Raw genomic sequence first — 17,444 nt, 5'->3', positions numbered from 1 at the left:
GGCATTTCCCTCTGATTGGTATGAGTCATGCCAAAGCCTAGTCAGGCTTTGGCATCCTGCAATCAGAGAGACGCAGAACCCCAATGGTTCCCGCCAGGGCCAGGCTTATTGTTCGGCGATCAGCGCTTCAACCTTGAGGATCTGCGCCTGCAACGTCGCACGGTCCTTGCAACGCAGGTTGGCGTGGCCGACCTTGCGCCCGGCCTTGAAGGCCTTGCCGTAGTGATGCACGTGGCAATCGTCGATCGCCATCACGCGCTCTACCGGCGGCACAGAACCGATGAAGTTGAGCATGGCGCTCTCGCCGATCTTGGCCGTGGAGCCCAACGGCAAGCCCGCCACCGCCCGCAGGTGGTTTTCGAACTGGCTGCACTCGGCGCCCTCGGTGGTCCAGTGCCCGGAGTTGTGCACACGCGGGGCGATTTCGTTGGCCTTCAGGCCACCGTCGACTTCAAAGAACTCGAACGTCATCACGCCGACATAATCCAGTTGCTTAAGGACGCGGCTGGAATAATCTTCGGCCAGGGCCTGCAGCGGGTGGTCAGTGCTGGCTACCGACACTTTCAGGATGCCGTTGACGTGGGTGTTGTGCACCAACGGGTAAAAGCGTGTTTCGCCATCACGGGCGCGTACGGCAATCAGCGAGACTTCACCGGTGAACGGCACAAAGCCTTCCAGCAGGCAGGCGACGCTGCCCAGCTCGGCAAAGGTACCGACCACATCGGCGGCGGTGCGCAGAACTTTCTGGCCCTTGCCGTCGTAACCCAGGGTGCGGGTTTTCAACACCGCCGGCAGGCCGATGCTGGCGACTGCGGCGTCCAGGTCGGCCTGGGACTGGATATCGGCGAAAGCGGGTGTCGGAATGCCCAGGTCCTTGAACATGCTCTTTTCGAACCAGCGGTCGCGAGCGATGCGCAAGGCTTCGGCGCTTGGGTACACCGGCACGAACTGCGACAGGAAGGCCACGGTTTCAGCCGGGACGCTTTCGAATTCGAAGGTCACCAGGTCGACTTCATCGGCCAGTTGGCGCAGGTGGTCCGGGTCGCTGTAGTCAGCGCGCAGGTGTTCACCCAGGGCCGCAGCGCAGGCGTCCGGCGCCGGGTCCAGGAAAGCGAAGTTCATCCCCAGCGGCGTACCCGCCAAAGCCAGCATGCGGCCCAGTTGGCCGCCACCGATTACACCGATCTTCATCAATAACAACCTCAGGCGATGCGTGGGTCTGGATTGTCCAGCACGCTGTCTGTCTGCTCAGCACGGAATTTTTTCAGCACCGCATGAAACTGCGGGTGCTTGGCGCCCAGGATGCTGGCCGACAGCAAGGCTGCGTTGATCGCGCCGGCCTTGCCGATCGCCAGGGTGGCCACCGGGATGCCGGCGGGCATCTGCACGATGGACAACAGCGAATCCACGCCCGAGAGCATCGACGACTGCACCGGCACGCCAAGCACGGGCAGGTGAGTCTTGGCCGCACACATGCCAGGCAAGTGCGCCGCGCCGCCGGCACCGGCGATGATCACCTCGATGCCACGGGATTCTGCTTCATCGGCATACTGGAACAGCAAATCCGGGGTGCGGTGGGCGGAGACCACCTTCACTTCGTACGGAATGCCGAGTTTTTCCAGCATATCGGCGGTGTGGCTAAGGGTGGACCAATCGGACTTGGAGCCCATGATCACGCCAACCAATGCACTCATCGTCGTGCCTCTTCTCTCTGGGCGCCCGCAGGCGCGTCAAAAAACAACAAGCCACGCGGGAGACCGGCGTGGCTTGTTGTACGAATTAGTTTCGGGCCAGAACTGCCTGCGCTCAATCAGGCTGCGTTAAAAACAAACTCGGAATGCTCATTGGCTAAAGCCAACTCCGCTTCCTCGCTTGTTTTTGCCTTGCCTGATCTTCGCTCGGCGAGTTCTGACCTCGAAACGCGGCCGGTTGGACCGGCCGAAGGCCGCGCAGTATACCGTAATAATCCAGATAAACAGCCCCTCGGATGACCATCTGTCTAGCGGCGCAAAGTGGCGGTTTTATTGACTTAAGAGTCAGGCGAAAGGTCCAGTCGATGGGTCTTGGCAATGGCATCGATCATGACCGACGAGACCCCCACTTTTGCAGCGATCACAGGCCATTGCATCACCGCCTCATGCACCTCGCGGATGATCTGCTTGGCCTTCAGCCCTTTGATCTGGCTGCCCACACTGAGCAGGTCAGCCACCACAAAATTATCGCGCTTACCGTTGATACTCATCTGATGGCTGTCGACCCAGAAGTTTCCAGGCATGTAGGACCAGGTAACGTCATAGGCAGGCGACAAATACCAGGTACCGTCAGTGTCCAGCAAAAAGCTGATGTTCTTGGTGTGGTCGTCCTGGTTTCGGGCGATCACGTTGAACACCATGCGCCTGAAAAACTGCTCCGCCTCCCGACGCCCCAGTTTCAGCGCCCTGAACACGTTCAGGGCCTCGGCGTAGGAGTATTCACCTGGTTTTTTGTAGTCGGCATGATCCAGTGCGCACAAGGTCGCGGTGTGAATCTTGTCGCCGTCATCGGTGCGGTCGAATCGCTTGGTCATGAAATGAGCACGCCCACCCTCTTCAAGCAGACGGCACTCAGTCATTACCACACCGGCTTGCCTGGCCATCAGGTGGTAGGCATATTCAATGCGACCAAACCCCTGGCTATCGGCAAGCACGTCGGTGTTTTTTGCGACATCGAACTTGAGCAACCAGTAGCTATAGCCTTTGGGCGCTGGAACCTGCCCTGACCTGATATGCCCTTCGCGATTGATGGCAATGATCGCCTTTGGGCGAGCGCCACCGGCACTTGTGCCCACCTGGATCAAGCGCTGCAACGCGGCGTCGTCGACGCTAGGGTCATTGGATGTCAGCCGGTCCTCCAGGCTTTGGCGCCCCGAGAGTACCTCCCCTGCCAACTGGGCCAACGCCGCGATCTCGATGGTTTGGGCCTCATTGGCCTCAGTATTCATGGCCGGCCGATATTCCAGCGCGCCCATGCCGCGATTACCTTGGTAGAGGAGTCGATCCACCGGCGTGAACGAAAGCTTGTCGCGACCCTGCTGCGCCAACCATGCGTTGATCAAGGCATTACCGAAGTCATCCGGAAGCGAGTCGGCAAAAATCGCCGGAAGCGCCTTATAGGTTTCCCGGTTCAGGTTAGTGAATGCGTAGGTGTACCCGGCGCGGGCGGGCATGTGAATGGGCGAGATCTCAAGCCCCGTGGAGACAAACTCGGGTGAAAACTCGAACTCGCCCACCTGGGTTGTCTCGTCCCAATTGAGCGCTCCGACGTATAAACCCCATAAATAGATCTGTGCAATCACCAACGGGTGTCCTTCTTGACTGCGTCGGGCACAAGGCGTTTTTTCTGGCCCGGTACAGAGGTGGTTTCGGATGAGTCTTTGCGGGTGGTATAGGCGCGCTGACGTTTTTTCCCAGCCATTTTCGCCATCTGGATGGGGCTTGAACGCACCTCCTCGACCAGAGAACTCAACCGATCCAGTTCCCCGATCACCCGCAATACCGCAATCAGATTGAGCAAGGTGCCCTTGCCCGCCATCAACTGCCGTAACGTCGTGCGGGAAATACCCGCCTCCTCGGCAACCGTTTCCTGATTGATGTTCTTCTTCACCCTCAAGGCTTCAACGCGCGAGCCAATCGCTTGTGCGATAGCTTGCTCACTCATCGTCGTCATTCGCATTTTGTGCAGTTTCCTGATCAAAAGATGGATTTACACAAACCTTTGATCAGTATTCTAGCCAATATTTATCCGGCAAGTGATCACGTATTGAACAATACTTTTTGGGCAGAAAAATGATCGAAATATGATAAAAAGCGATCTATTGAGCAGTAAACCACTCAATTTCACTCAGGCGAGACCTCGATCTCCTTGCGCGGCCCCACCTTCCAGCTTGCGCCACAACAACCGCACATTCGCCTTGCGCACCAGCGCGCAGCGATACAAGCGAATCTCCAGGGGCACATGCCATTGCGGCCCGCCGCATACCACCAGTTCGCCGCGCGCCAACTCTGCACGTACGCTCAACTGCGGCACCCAGGCGATACCCAAGCCTTCGAGCGCCATGCTCTTGAGGCTGTCGGCCATGGCGGTTTCGTAAATGGTCGTAAAGCGCAGGGCCCGCTGGCGCAGCAGCAAATTCACCGAGCGGCCCAGGAACGCGCCGGCGCTGTAGGCCAGCAGCGGCACACTGCCCTCGCCTTCCAGGTCGAACAGCGGCTTGCCATCGGCATCGGCGGCGCACACCGGGAGCATTTCGGTGTTACCCAGGTGCAGCGAAGGGAAGATTTCGGCGTCCATTTGCATCGCCGCGTCCGGGTCGTAGAACGCCAGCATCAGGTCGCAACCGCCTTCGCGCAGGGCATGTACCGCGTCGCCGACGTTAGTGGCGACCAGCCGCGTGGCGATGTTCAGCCCTTCGTTGCGCAACTGTGCGATCCAGCGTGGGAAGAACCCCAAGGCCAGGGAGTGGGCGGCCGCCACTTGCATGACTTCGCCCTGCCCGCCTTCCAGGTGATGCAAATGGCGCAGCACTTCGCCCAACTGTTCGACCACGGTGCGCGCCGTCACCAGAAACAACTGCCCGGCCGCCGTCAGTTCTACCGGCGTACGGGAACGGTTGACCAGCGTAAGCCCCAACGCGGCTTCCAGGCTGCGGATACGCCGACTGAACGCCGGCTGGGTGACAAAGCGCCGCTCAGCCGCCTGGGAAAAACTACGCGTCGCTGCCAAGGCGCTGAAGTCTTCCAACCACTTGCTCTCAAGGTTCATCACTGCCTCCCACGGAATGCACCATTTTGGCACACACGCCCGCCAAGATAACCGGGTCACATCCACATTATGCCGTTTGTGCATAGGCCAGTGTTTAACAGCATTGGCCCAAAAAGTTCTACAAGCCTAGCATTCGCAGCGTTCCGGCCAGTTCCGGGTCCATATTGAGATGATTTCCGTCATGTCCTCTGCTGCATCTTTCCGTACCGAAAAAGACCTGCTTGGCGTACTCGAAGTACCGGCTCAAGCGTATTACGGCATCCAGACCCTGCGAGCGGTGAATAACTTCCGTCTCTCGGGCGTTCCGATTTCGCATTACCCGAAATTGGTGGTCGGTCTGGCAATGGTCAAGCAAGCAGCGGCGGACGCCAACCGCGAGTTGGGCCAGCTCAGCGAAGCCAAGCACGCTGCCATCAGCGAAGCCTGTGCTCGTCTGATCCGCGGCGACTTCCACGAAGAGTTCGTGGTGGACATGATTCAAGGCGGCGCTGGCACTTCAACCAACATGAATGCCAACGAAGTCATCGCCAACATCGCGCTGGAGGCCATGGGTCACCAGAAGGGCGAATACCAGTACCTGCACCCCAACAACGACGTGAACATGGCGCAGTCGACCAACGACGCCTACCCGACCGCGATCCGCCTGGGTCTGCTGCTGGGCCATGACGCGCTGCTGGCCAGCCTCGACAGCCTGATCCAGGCGTTCGCCGCCAAAGGCGCCGAGTTCAGCCATGTGCTGAAAATGGGCCGCACCCAATTGCAAGACGCCGTGCCGATGACCCTCGGCCAGGAATTCCGCGCGTTCGCCACCACCCTGGGTGAAGACCTGGCCCGCCTGAAAACCCTGGCGCCAGAGCTGCTGACCGAAGTGAACCTGGGCGGCACCGCGATCGGTACCGGCATCAACGCCGACCCGCGCTACCAGGCCCTGGCCGTACAACGCCTGGCTACCATCAGCGGCCAGCCGCTGGTACCGGCGGCCGACCTGATCGAAGCCACCTCCGACATGGGCGCTTTCGTACTGTTCTCCGGCATGCTCAAGCGTACTGCCGTGAAGCTGTCGAAGATCTGCAACGACCTGCGCTTGCTGTCCAGCGGCCCACGCACCGGCATCAACGAGATCAACCTGCCGGCTCGCCAGCCAGGCAGCTCGATCATGCCCGGCAAGGTCAACCCGGTCATCCCGGAAGCGGTCAACCAAGTAGCGTTCCAGGTCATCGGTAACGACCTGGCCCTGACCATGGCAGCCGAAGGCGGCCAACTGCAGTTGAACGTGATGGAACCGCTGATCGCCTTCAAGATCTTCGACTCGATCCGCCTGCTGCAACGCGCCATGGACATGCTGCGCGAGCACTGCATCGTCGGCATCACCGCCAACGAAGCCCGCTGCCGCGAACTGGTAGAACACTCCATCGGCCTGGTCACCGCGCTGAACCCATACATCGGCTATGAAAACGCCACCCGCATCGCGCGTATCGCGCTTGAAAGCGGGCGCGGCGTGCTGGAACTGGTACGCGAAGAAGGCTTGCTCGACGATGCCATGCTCGACGACATCCTGCGCCCGGAAAACATGATTGCCCCACGCTTGGTCCCGCTGAAGGCCTAAGCGTTTGTTGCACCGCTCACCAGGCTGAGGGACTAGACACCTCTCACCTTTTGAGGGCTTGAAGGCTCGTTCTTCAGGCCCTTTTTTTTGCCTTGAGGTTGCTCCATGACGCCCATAAAAAATCTAATATCGCACCGCAAACCTTCCTCCCCTTCCGCGACCGCGCTGAAACCTTTAATCGCCCCGTGCAGACGGATCACGCTTGCCTAGGTATAGTGCCGCCCCTCTTCGCGTCTGCGGCCGTCGGTAACGAGGCCCGGGTACACCGCGAAAGCGCATGAATAACAACACCCGCAAAAGGATGGGGATCGAGCGTCGTGCACTGCCTGGTGCCGAGCGATGCGTCGGACCGTCCTGCGTTTGCCATCAGAAAAATCAGCGAGGAACACTCCATGCTCGAAGTCATCAACGACTTCCTCTCAGGGAAAGTACTGATCGTGCTCATAGTCGGGCTCGGCGGTTATTTCACGATCCGCTCGCGTTTCGTTCAATTGCGTCACTTTTTCCACATGTTCTCGGTGTTTAAAGACAGCCTCAAGAGCAGCGCCGGCCAACTCAGCTCGTTCCAGGCGCTGATGCTCAGCCTGGCGGGCCGCGTGGGGGCCGGTAACATCGCCGGTGTCGGCATTGCCGTGACCCTGGGTGGCCCGGGTGCCGTGTTCTGGATGTGGGTCACCGCACTGGTGGGCATGTCTTCGAGCTTTATCGAGTGCTCCCTCGGCCAGTTGTACAAGCGCACCGACGCTGAAGGCACCTACCGTGGCGGCCCGGCCTATTACATCCAGCACGGCCTGCACAAGCGCTGGCTGGGGATGGTCATGGCGTTCCTGCTGCTGGTGACCTTCGGCTTTGCCTTCAACGGCCTACAAGCCCACGCTGTGACCCACTCGCTGAACAACGCCTTTGGCCTCCACACCACCTACACCGGCCTTGCGCTGGCGGTGTTGCTGGGCCTGGTGTTCATCGGCGGGATCAAGCGTATCGCCTCGATTGCCGACCTGCTGGTGCCGGTCAAGACCCTGGTCTACATCGCCGTGACCCTGTACGTGATCGTGCTGCAATTCGACCACGTACCGGCCATGCTCGCGACCATCGTCAAGAGCGCCTTCGGCCTCGACCAAGCCTTCGGTGGCCTGGTGGGCAGCGCGATCATCATGGGTGTAAAGCGCGGCGTGTTCGCCAACGAAGCAGGCCTGGGCAGTGCGCCTAACGTGGCGGCAGTGGCCTCGGTAGAACACCCGATCGCCCAAGGCGTGGTGCAAGCGTTCAGTGTGTTCCTCGATACTTTCGTGATCTGCACCTGCACGGCGTTGCTGATTTTGCTGTCCGGTTTCTACACCCCAGGCTTTGAAGGCGACGGCATTGCCCTGACCCAGAACTCCCTGGCGGCGGTAGTGGGTGACTGGGGCCGCATGTTCATCTCGGTGGCCCTGGCGTTGTTCGTGTTCACCTCGATCATGTACAACTACTACCTGGGCGAGAGCAACCTGCGCTTTCTGGTGGGCAACAACCGCAAGGTGCTGATGGGTTATCGCGCCTTGGTGCTGGTGCTGATTTTTTGGGGCTCCATCGAGAACCTGAGCACGGTGTTCGCCTTCGCCGACATCACCATGACCATGCTCGCGTTCGTCAACCTGTTCGCCCTGGCGTTCCTGTTCAAGATTGCCATGCGCATCCTCAACGACTACGACAACCAGCGCGCGGCGGGTATCAAGACCCCGGTGTTCGATTCCAGCCAGTTCCCCGACCTGGACCTGGACCGCAAAGCCTGGCCGGCCAACCCGGTGAAAGCCGAAACGGCCCCGGCAGCGGAACTGAGCGCTCAAGCGCAACGTTAATCACAGCCAGATGACACGCCGCCCGGCCTTGGGCATGCTCTGGGCCCGGCGGCGTTTTTCGTTCAGGAGATTTTCGATGCAATCAGCTAATAACGTGATGGTGCTCTATACCGGCGGCACCATTGGCATGCAGGCCAGCGCCAACGGCCTGGCGCCCGCGTCTGGTTTTGAACTGCGTATGCGTGAAGAGTTTGCCGGCGCAGACCTGCCCGCGTGGCGCTTCCAGGAAATGTCGCCACTGATCGACAGCGCCAACATGAACCCTGCCTACTGGCAACGCCTGCGCAGCGCGGTGGTCGAGGCAGTGGACGCCGGCTGCGACGCCGTGCTGATCCTGCACGGCACCGACACCCTGGCCTACAGCGCGGCGGCCATGAGCTTCCAACTGCTGGGCCTGCCGGTGCCGGTGGTGTTCACCGGCTCGATGCTGCCAGCCGGTGTGCCCGACAGCGATGCCTGGGAAAACGTCAGCGGTGCGTTGACGGCCTTGGGCGAAGGGTTGAAGCCGGGTGTGCACCTGTACTTCCACGGCGCGCTGATGGCGCCGACCCGCTGCGCGAAGATTCGCAGCTTTGGGCGCAACCCGTTCGCAGCCTTGCAACGCCAGGACGACTTCGCCCGTGCCAAAACCCTGCCAGCAGCGCTGGATTACCGTCAGCCCAAAGCCTTGGCGAACGTCGGCGTATTGCCGCTGATACCCGGTTTCGACGCTGCACAGCTGGACGCAATCATCGGCAGCGGCATCCAGGGCTTGGTGCTGGAGTGCTTCGGCAGCGGCACCGGGCCGAGCGATAACCCGCAGTTCCTCGCCAGCTTGCAGCGTGCGCAGGATCAAGGGGTGGTGGTGGTCGCCATCACTCAGTGCCATGAAGGCGGTGTGGAGCTGGATGTCTACGAGGCCGGCAGCCGCTTGCGGGGCGCCGGCGTGTTGTCCGGCGGTGGGATGACTCGCGAAGCAGCGTTCGGCAAGTTGCACGCCTTGATCGGTGCCGGTCTTGCCGTGGAGGAAGTGCGGCGCCTGGTCGAGTTGGACTTGCTCTTAGAGCCAAGCTGAGCCCGAGTAACCCCTACATAAGCACCCCCAGCCCTGACCTGCGCCTTCCTAGCATGGACCCTCCCCGAGCATCCGCCTCGGGGTGACCCATCCATCGACAAAGCAGGGCTGCATAATGACCACTTCAGGCTCCACCGCGCAGGACGACAATCATCAGGACAAACTGATCGCCCTCCTGCTCAACGTTGCACCGTCTTTCACCGAGACTGCCCGAGCGCTGCTGCGCCAGTCCTTGCAAGAGCAGTACCCCGACCTTCATATCGACCCGGACAACACGCTGATGGGCACCCCGACCTGGGAACTCATTGATGATCAGATCGTTGCCGGGCAGCCTTACTATCAATCCCTCAGTACCCTCCTTGCCAGGCAGGCCTTCACCGCAATACCGACCCTGTGCATAGAGGGCGAACATTTCCTGGCCCAAGAGCCGCTGATAGAGCCGGCCGTTCACCTGCCTGTGCGTATGGGGGAAATCGCCAATACGATCAATATCCTGGCGACAGTCATTCCTCGCGCCTACGAAGAGCAGTTGGTTGATTTTTGGAACGAGAGCAACGGCGACGGCCCTCGCTGGCACACGCTCTCCAGCACATTGCGCGATATCTGGAATGTCCAACAGGTGGATGGCTGGACAGAAGAAGAGTGCGCCTTGGCACGCAGCCTGTTTCATGCGCCGGACAGGGCAGTTCGCCAGGCCAATGACCGATTCAAGAGCCACGCCTATCTGATAGATGTCGACCTGGTCAGGGGCACGAAAACCGAGCACACGGACCTGGTCTTCAACGCAGTGCTCGTAGGGACATCGGGGGAGCAGACCCTGATCCTCAGCTATTCAATGGACGGCGGGTACGAAAAATTCACCTCCATGGAGCAGTTGGGAGCGTCCTTGTCAGTCCAATTGAAGGATGTCGAGGCCTATGATCGCCTGGAGTGGCGCCTCTATGAACCGGATGACAATTACTTTGATCACCTGGCCTTCAAACTGATTGCCCTGCAGGTTCAAGGTAACCGGGACGTGATCGAGGCCCATGGCACGCTTGCCATACCGATAAGTACACTCCCGGCCAGTACGCTGCAGCCTGAGGCCGAGGGGCCCGGCCTGGACTGGTTCCAGACGGCGCTACCAGACTGGCTGGCCAGCGCTTCCAGTACCGACCAGAGCCTCTATTCAAGGCACCTGAAAGATCTGGCCGCGTTGCACAGCCGCAACGCAGGCAAGACCTATCAGGACGATATCCCTGACATCAAGCAGTACGCGCTGGACCGGTTTAAAGCCGAGATCAACAAAGACCACCCCCAGGCGCAACACCTGGCGCTGGAAAAACTGAGCGTACAGGTCGAAAGCCCAGTGGTGTGGGGAACGTTTACCGTCCCCTTCCAGAGCACAACCACCACCTTCAGCCTCGCCGAACTGGCGCTGCAAAACCTGATCGCGGTGCCCCTGGGCAACAAATCACTGCGCATGGATTCGCGCCAATCCATCCCGTCGTGGCTGACCGTCGACTACATCCAAACCCTTGTTACCCGCATCGACATCGGCACCACCTACCCCGCCCTGATCCGCAGCAAACTGCTGGATAACGCTACCGAATCGACACGCCGCAAGGCCCTGTACAGCCAACACCTGCGCATCCAACTGCCGATGCTGGCGTTGCAGCACAAGATTCGGCGGGAGCACGGGCTCGACGAACGCGGCTACCGCTATGTCGCGGCCGTGATGCAGCCAGAGAGCACCGACCGTATGGTCGACGGCCAGGCCATTGTCATGCGGCGCTTGAGCTTCAACCCAAAACGCCGCACCAGCAACGGTCACGATGTAGTTAGCAACATGTATGTGATCGGCCCGCAGCGTATAGAAGCCGGCCCCTGCCTGTTGTATCGCCCTTTGTTCGAACCGGTACTGCTGCAATTCCCCTCGCCGGCCAACCTGTTGTACTCCATCACGCAATCCCCCACCTTGCGCGATTCGGTGCTCGCCTGGCTACCGGACGCGGTGCGCGGCGATTACAACAACTATGTATTCCCCGGCTCACTACCTTCGCCGTGGGCTGTGGCGAATTTTTTGGTGGAGCCAGACAAGATCTGGGCCTATACCGGCCCCATGGCCCTTGGCGAAGACATGCTCAATGGCGATCTGTTCACCACGCTGTTCAACAGTAATGCCAAGGCGCTGGCTGAACTGGCTGATCGCCAATCGGTGTCGAACGCTGAAAGCCGCTGGGCCACGCTCAAGAAGGCCGGCTGGTTGCTCTTCAATGCGGCCATGCCGTTCATGGGGCGTTTGGCAAACACCGGTGCCTGGATCTGGCAGGTCGTCGATCAACTGCAAACCTTTGTCGAAGCCCAGGAACATGGCGATCAACCGGCAAAATGGTCGGCCCTGACTGATGTACTGCTCAACCTGGGCATGGCGCTCGCCTTGCACGCGGCTCAACGCAGCCATGCTCACGCCGACCCTGCCAGGATTGAGACCCAAGCGCCTCTCACTCCCCCCGACCCTGCCGAGACCACCCTGCACTTCATCGTGGAACAACTGCCTGAACTGGAGTCCCACGCACCACCTCCCGGCCACTCGGGCCTTTTGAACACTACCGGCGCGACCAAGCGGACAACAGCCAGCCAGGCAGCGGCGCTGGACAGTTACAAAATCGACAAACCCTCCGACCTGCAAGGCCCGATTACGGAAGCGGGCGCTCACCAGCATCTCTACCAGCACGGGCAAGACTATTACGCATCGGTAGGTCAGCGCTGGTTCAAGGTGGCGGTGGAAGGTGAGCGGACCGTGGTGATCATCGACCCCGAACAGTCGGCCAGCACTGACCTGGCACTGGTTCACAACGCCAAAGGCGAGTGGTTCGTCGAACGGCGAGCGCGTTTGGGCGGGACCAGTACCGAAACCCTGACCCAGGAAGCCAAAGACCTGGCAAAAACCAAGTCGATCCAACTGCGCGAAAAACTGGTCGCGTTCGAAAAGACGAAAAAAGACGCCCAGCGCGAGCTGCAACAAGCCCGCACGCAAATGAGCGAGGCGCCCAGCACCTCAGCACAAGCCAAACGCCAGGCGTACCTGGAAAAACTCAGCCACCAGAGTTCAAGTTACGAAGAGGCACGCCAGCATCTGATGACTCTGAATATCTTCAGCCCGGTCACTGACTTCCAGCAAAGAGCGCTCGGCTACCTGAAAGCTCAACTGGAGCTCAACCAGGCCGCCATCGCCGAAGAACAAACCACCTTCGCGCCCCAACTCAAAAAAGTCCTGGATCAACTCCAAGCCCATGCCTCGTCGCCCCAGGCAAGCCACATTGAGGACTTCAAACAACTGGCCGAGATGAACCGGCAAATGATTGATCGGCTGGAGTACACCCAATTACGCTTTACCGAATCCAGGCAATTGGGCCGGGCTGGCATCGAACTGACCCGCAGCTTCAAGGAGGCGCTGCCTGGCTACACCAGCGATGACCTCAAAGCGCTGCAAGTGACGATGGCGCGCAACTTGTGCCTGACGCCGCAATCGCTCACCACCGCGCCAGGTGCCTGGAAGATGATCGTCGAGACGGTCGACTCCGCCGACATCGCCGTACAGACCCTGCGCGACACGCTGGAGCAACGCAGCGAGTCCAATTTGGACGAACGTGTTCAAACGATGAGCAGCCTGGTCGAGCAGTTCAAGTTCATCGACGAGCGCCTGCAGGATGTTGCCCAGGAGTTTCCCGAGCAGACACTCGCCGCCCCCCTCGCCCAACTGCGTGAATCGCTGCGCGATTTCTCGCGCCGGGCCAGCGCTCAATTGGCACCCCTGCATCTGGAGCTGGAACAACTTCGGGCCCGTCCATTGGGGCCGCCGATGCCGCGAAGGCCCGTGAAGAGGTTCATCCATACGCGCTTCAACGGTACCCTGATCGGCGAACCGCGCCTCACCACCGCAGGGCTTGAAACCGACCTGGTGGATATCCGCTCGCCGCTGACGGGCAGCATCATCGCCACCTTCCACGAGAAACCCAAAGGCATTTGGGTTCAGCATATCGACCCCGACACACCACAACCCTCACGCCCGGCAGTTACTGTCGATACCAGCCTGAGCCAGGCCCAGACCCTGCTGGACGCGTTACCGGCATTCAAGACGCGGATCACCGAGCAATCGAACGATACCTCGCGTACGCCTATCGGCGTCGAATATGTGCTGCACCAGCATGCCAAGTTACTGGAGCAGGCCGTCGATGACATCGACGAGGCCTTGACCAGCATCAATGCGACGGAAAGCACCGAGCACCCCGCAGTCGCCGTGCGCAAACAACTTGAGGAAGCCGCGACCGCCCTGTACGAACAGGCCAACCAGCATTTGCAAAAAATGATCAAGCAACAGGCACCGACCATCGAGGGGGTTGAGTGGCTCAAAAACCATGACCTGATCAAAATCAAAAGGACCGTAAAACGGCGCCGGCTCAAAAGCAGCACCAAGGATTACCTGGATGAGTACACCCTTACCGACAAGGCCACTAAAACGGTGCTCTGGTATGCCCATTTCCATTACCCGACGCCAGAATCTTCATTTGGGCGGTTTCTTTCAGCACGTCTGAAAACCCCACAAGAACGCGAACTGGGCAGCGCGGCAGACCATGCGAGCGGGCTCACCACCGAACAACGGATAGCCTTCTATCGCAGCGGCATCAGCCTCACCCAGGCACAGCAATTGTTTTTTCCCGACACGCTCGATTGACCGCCTTCCCGCGCAACGGCACATAACTTGCTCCAGCCTGACAAACCCAGGCTGGACTCCATCATGCTGCATTCACACCTGACCACCCTCAATGCGGTCTCGCTGATCCTGGAGACGTTCAAGCCCGACGGCATACCCAGCCAGACCCTGCTGGCTGGCAGTGGCATCGCCAGTGCCGACCTGAGCCGCGCCGACACGCGTATTACCACCCATCAGGAAATGCGCGTATGCGCCAACGCCGTGGAATTGCGTCGGGACATCGGCCTGGAACTGGGCCGGCGCATGCATGTGTCGTCCTACGGCATGCTCGGTTATGCACTGCTCACCGGTGCCACCTTCGGTGACGCTTTGCGCCTGGCCCTGCGCTACCCGGCGCTGTTGGGAACACTTTTCGAACTGAGCCTGGAGGAGGACGACCAGCGTGTCTGGTTCCGCGCCAGCGACTATCGCGAAGACCCAGCCCTGGGCGCCTTCAATGTCGAGTTCTGCCTGCTCTCGCTGAAAGTCATCTGCGACGACCTGCTCGGCCAGCCGCTGCCATTGCTCGGTGCACGCTTTGAATACCCAGCGCCCGACTATCGAGCACGCTACGCCGAACGCTTCGACTGCCCGCTGCAATTTGGCGCCGCGATTAATGCTTTTGCCTTCGACCGTGACTGGCTCGACCAGCCCCTGCCGCTGGCCGATGCCGTCACCCACTGCGCCATGGTGGAACGCTGCCGTCGGCAGAACGCCGAGTTCACCGGTCGCCAGGCCTGGCTGGGGCGCGTGCGCCTGTTACTGGCCGCCCAATTAAATGCCGCTCCGGGCCTGGATGGACTGGCAGGGCAAATGAACTGTTCGGCACGCACATTGCGCCGGCATTTGCACGATCTGGGGTGCAGCTATCAGGAACTGCTCGACGAGCTACGCTTCGAACGCGCCAAGCAGTTACTGGGGGAGGATGAACTGCCGATCTACCGCATCGCCGAACAACTGGGCTTCAGCGAGACCGCCAGCTTCAGGCATGCGTTCGTGCGCTGGAGCGGTGTGGCGCCGAGTCAGTTCAGGCCCTAGCAGGGGGCGAATAGCGGACAAACACATTGGCCATATCGATCCCCTTTTGGCCGCTCCTGCCGTTCTCCAAACCCCGGCGTCTGGCAACACTGCATGGCATACCCCTGAGCCTTTGGAGAACAACAACATGCTGACGATCTACTCGGACGATCATCATTTGCACCATGGCCGCTGTGAGCTGATGGACGGGCAACTGATGCCCTGCTTCGAAATGCCCTCGCGCGCCGACCATGTGCTGCAACGAGTCAAAGAGCGGGAGCTGGGGCCGGTGCAGGCGCCGCAGGATTTCGGCCTGGCGCCGCTGCAACGTATCCACAGCCGCGACTACCTCGACTTCTTCAAAGGCGCCTGGCAGCGCTGGACCGAATACGGCCAGGACGGCGACTTGCTGCCCTACACCTGGCCGGCGCGCACGTTGCGCCGCGTGTTGCCCACCAGCCTGCACGGCCAGTTGGGCTATTACAGTTTCGACGGTGGCGCGCCGATCACCGCCGGCACCTGGCAAGCGGCCTACAGCGCAGCGCAAGTGGCCCTCACGGCGCAGGCCGCCATCGCGCAAGGCGCTCACAGTGCCTTCGCCCTGTGCCGCCCACCGGGGCATCATGCCGCCAGCGATTTGATGGGCGGTTATTGCTACCTCAACAACGCGGCCATCGCGGCCCAGGCGTTCCTTGATCAGGGCTGCAAGAAGGTTGCGATCCTCGACGTGGATTACCACCACGGTAACGGCACGCAGTCGATTTTTTACGCGCGCAGCGACGTGCTGTTCACCTCGATCCACGGCCATCCGGAGGCGGAGTTTCCGTTCTTTCTCGGCTATGCCGATGAGCATGGCGAGGGCGCAGGCGTTGGTTTCAACTTCAACTATCCGTTGCCGGCCGGCTCCGGCTGGCAGGCCTGGAGCGCCGCACTGGAACAGGCCTGCGCCGAGATCGAGCGCTACGCCGCCGACATCATCGTGGTGTCCCTGGGCGTGGACACGTTCAAGGACGACCCTATCTCACAATTCAAGCTCGACAGCCCGGACTACCTGGCCATGGGCGCACGCATTGCCCGCCTGGGCAAACCCACGCTGTTCGTGATGGAAGGCGGCTACGCGGTGGAAGAAATCGGCATCAATGCCGTCAACGTGCTGGAAGGTTTCGAGGAAGCAGCCCAATGAACATGCTCAAGTCGCTCGCCCTGTGCGCCGTGGTTGTCAGCGGCGCAGCCCAGGCTGAAGAAAAAACCCTGAAGGTCTACAACTGGTTCGACTACATCACGCCCAAGGCACTGGAAGACTTCAAGGCCCAGCACTCGTCGATCAAGCTGGTGTACGACATCTTCGACACTAACGAAGCGCTGGAAGCCAAATTGCTCACCGGCAACTCCGGTTATGACGTGGTGGTGCCGTCCAATGTGTTCCTGGCCAAGCAGATCGAGGCCGGCGTGTTCCAGCCCCTGGACCGCAGCCAACTGCCTAACTGGAACCACCTCGATCCCAAGCTGATGAAGCTGATCGAGGCCAACGACCCCGGCAACCAATACGCCGTGCCCTACATGTACGGCACCATCCTGATCGGCTTCAACCCCGCCAAGGTCAAAGCGGCCCTGGGCGACAACGCGCCCGTGGACAGCTGGGACCTGATCTTCAAGGAAGAGAACATCAGCAAGCTCAAGCAATGCGGCGTCGCCCTGCTGGACTCGCCCTCGGAGATCCTGCCCCTGGCCTTGCAGCACCTGGGCCTGGACCCCAACAGCAGCAACCCCAAGGACTACGACAAGGCCGAAGCGCTGTTGATGAAGATCCGCCCGTACGTCACCTACTTTCATTCCTCCAAATACATGGCCGACATCGCCAACGGCGATATCTGCGTGGCGGTGGGCTACTCCGGCAGTTTTTCCCAGGCCGCCAACCGCGCCAAGGAAGCCAAGAATGGCGTGACCGTGGACATGCGCCTGCCCAAGGAAGGCGCGCCGATCTGGTTCGACATGCTCGCCATTCCCAAAGGCGCTAAAAACCCGGGCGATGCCTACACCTTTATCAACTACCTGCTGCAACCCAACGTGATCGCGCCGATCAGCGACTTTGTCGGTTACCCCAACCCCAACAAGGACGCCAGCGGTTTGGTCGACCCGGCCATTCGCAACAACCCCAACCTGTACCCGACCGACGCGGCCATGGCCACGCTCTACACCCTTAAACCCCTGGACAGCAAAGCCGAACGCGCCAGGACGCGGGCCTGGACCAAGATCAAATCCGGGAAGTAACGCACCGGTTCTCTGGTTGGTCATTTTTCTTTAAATACGAGGGCCGCTTGCGCCCTCGCCACCCTTGCAGCACTGAGCAGTTGCGCCTCGACGTATCTACCGCCCTCACCGCCATGGCGCTCG

General features: G+C 60.4%; 12 protein-coding genes. 7 read left to right on the top strand and 5 right to left on the bottom strand.

The features are described 5' to 3' along the window. Nucleotides 1-105 precede the first annotated feature (105 nt). From V8689_RS00340 to V8689_RS00320, 5 genes are all read right to left on the bottom strand, one after another. Nucleotides 106-1,191 carry a 5-(carboxyamino)imidazole ribonucleotide synthase gene (locus tag V8689_RS00340; RefSeq protein ID WP_056785125.1) on the bottom strand — a complete coding sequence of 362 codons (1,086 nt, stop codon included), beginning with the start codon at nucleotides 1,189-1,191 and terminating at the stop codon, nucleotides 106-108. Nucleotides 1,192-1,202: 11 nt separating this feature from the next. After that, nucleotides 1,203-1,694, bottom strand: coding sequence for a 5-(carboxyamino)imidazole ribonucleotide mutase (gene purE, locus V8689_RS00335; RefSeq protein WP_003195648.1), 492 nt, complete (start codon nucleotides 1,692-1,694; stop codon nucleotides 1,203-1,205). 335 nt (nucleotides 1,695-2,029) lie between these two features. Continuing rightward, a complete protein-coding gene (locus V8689_RS00330; RefSeq protein WP_081089496.1) occupies nucleotides 2,030-3,334 on the bottom strand; it encodes a type II toxin-antitoxin system HipA family toxin in 1,305 nt (434 codons plus the stop codon). Further along, complete coding sequence (locus V8689_RS00325) at nucleotides 3,331-3,711, bottom strand: helix-turn-helix domain-containing protein (RefSeq protein WP_056785131.1); 381 nt, start codon at nucleotides 3,709-3,711, stop codon at nucleotides 3,331-3,333. Before V8689_RS00325 ends, V8689_RS00330 begins: the two co-directional genes overlap by 4 nt. A 168-nt stretch (nucleotides 3,712-3,879) precedes the next feature. Then, on the bottom strand, nucleotides 3,880-4,800 hold the full coding sequence (locus V8689_RS00320; protein WP_003195655.1) for a LysR substrate-binding domain-containing protein: 921 nt from the start codon (nucleotides 4,798-4,800) through the stop codon (nucleotides 3,880-3,882). Nucleotides 4,801-4,981: 181 nt separating this feature from the next. Between V8689_RS00320 and aspA the strand changes: the two genes are divergently transcribed. From aspA to V8689_RS00285, 7 genes are all read left to right on the top strand, one after another. Continuing rightward, the gene (aspA, locus tag V8689_RS00315) at nucleotides 4,982-6,406 is read left to right on the top strand and encodes an aspartate ammonia-lyase (RefSeq protein WP_003195657.1); all 1,425 of its coding nucleotides are present in this window, start codon (nucleotides 4,982-4,984) and stop codon (nucleotides 6,404-6,406) included. A 392-nt stretch (nucleotides 6,407-6,798) separates the two neighbouring features. Then, nucleotides 6,799-8,244, top strand: coding sequence for an alanine/glycine:cation symporter family protein (locus tag V8689_RS00310; protein ID WP_434520672.1), 1,446 nt, complete (start codon nucleotides 6,799-6,801; stop codon nucleotides 8,242-8,244). 76 nt (nucleotides 8,245-8,320) lie between these two features. After that, nucleotides 8,321-9,298 (top strand): asparaginase, encoded by a 978-nt coding sequence (locus V8689_RS00305; protein WP_056785133.1) that lies wholly within the window; start codon nucleotides 8,321-8,323, stop codon nucleotides 9,296-9,298. Between the two features lie 115 nt (nucleotides 9,299-9,413). Beyond that, complete coding sequence (locus V8689_RS00300) at nucleotides 9,414-14,015, top strand: hypothetical protein (RefSeq protein ID WP_056785137.1); 4,602 nt, start codon at nucleotides 9,414-9,416, stop codon at nucleotides 14,013-14,015. 63 nt (nucleotides 14,016-14,078) lie between these two features. Further along, a complete protein-coding gene (locus V8689_RS00295) occupies nucleotides 14,079-15,071 on the top strand; it encodes an AraC family transcriptional regulator (protein ID WP_056785139.1) in 993 nt (330 codons plus the stop codon). A gap of 127 nt (nucleotides 15,072-15,198) precedes the next feature. After that, complete coding sequence (locus V8689_RS00290) at nucleotides 15,199-16,233, top strand: histone deacetylase family protein (RefSeq protein WP_056785142.1); 1,035 nt, start codon at nucleotides 15,199-15,201, stop codon at nucleotides 16,231-16,233. Beyond that, nucleotides 16,230-17,321, top strand: a complete 1,092-nt coding sequence (locus tag V8689_RS00285) for a polyamine ABC transporter substrate-binding protein (protein ID WP_056785146.1) — start codon at nucleotides 16,230-16,232, stop codon at nucleotides 17,319-17,321. The genes V8689_RS00290 and V8689_RS00285 overlap by 4 nt, the downstream gene beginning before the upstream one ends. The last annotated feature ends 123 nt before the right edge of the window (nucleotides 17,322-17,444 follow it).

Source organism: Pseudomonas sp. AK181, from assembly GCF_051122975.1.
In the GTDB taxonomy this organism is placed as follows: Bacteria; Pseudomonadota; Gammaproteobacteria; order Pseudomonadales; family Pseudomonadaceae; genus Aquipseudomonas; species Aquipseudomonas lactis.
The sequence above is the reverse complement of the archived record's forward strand: the minus strand, read 5'-3'. Positions and strand labels throughout refer to the sequence as shown.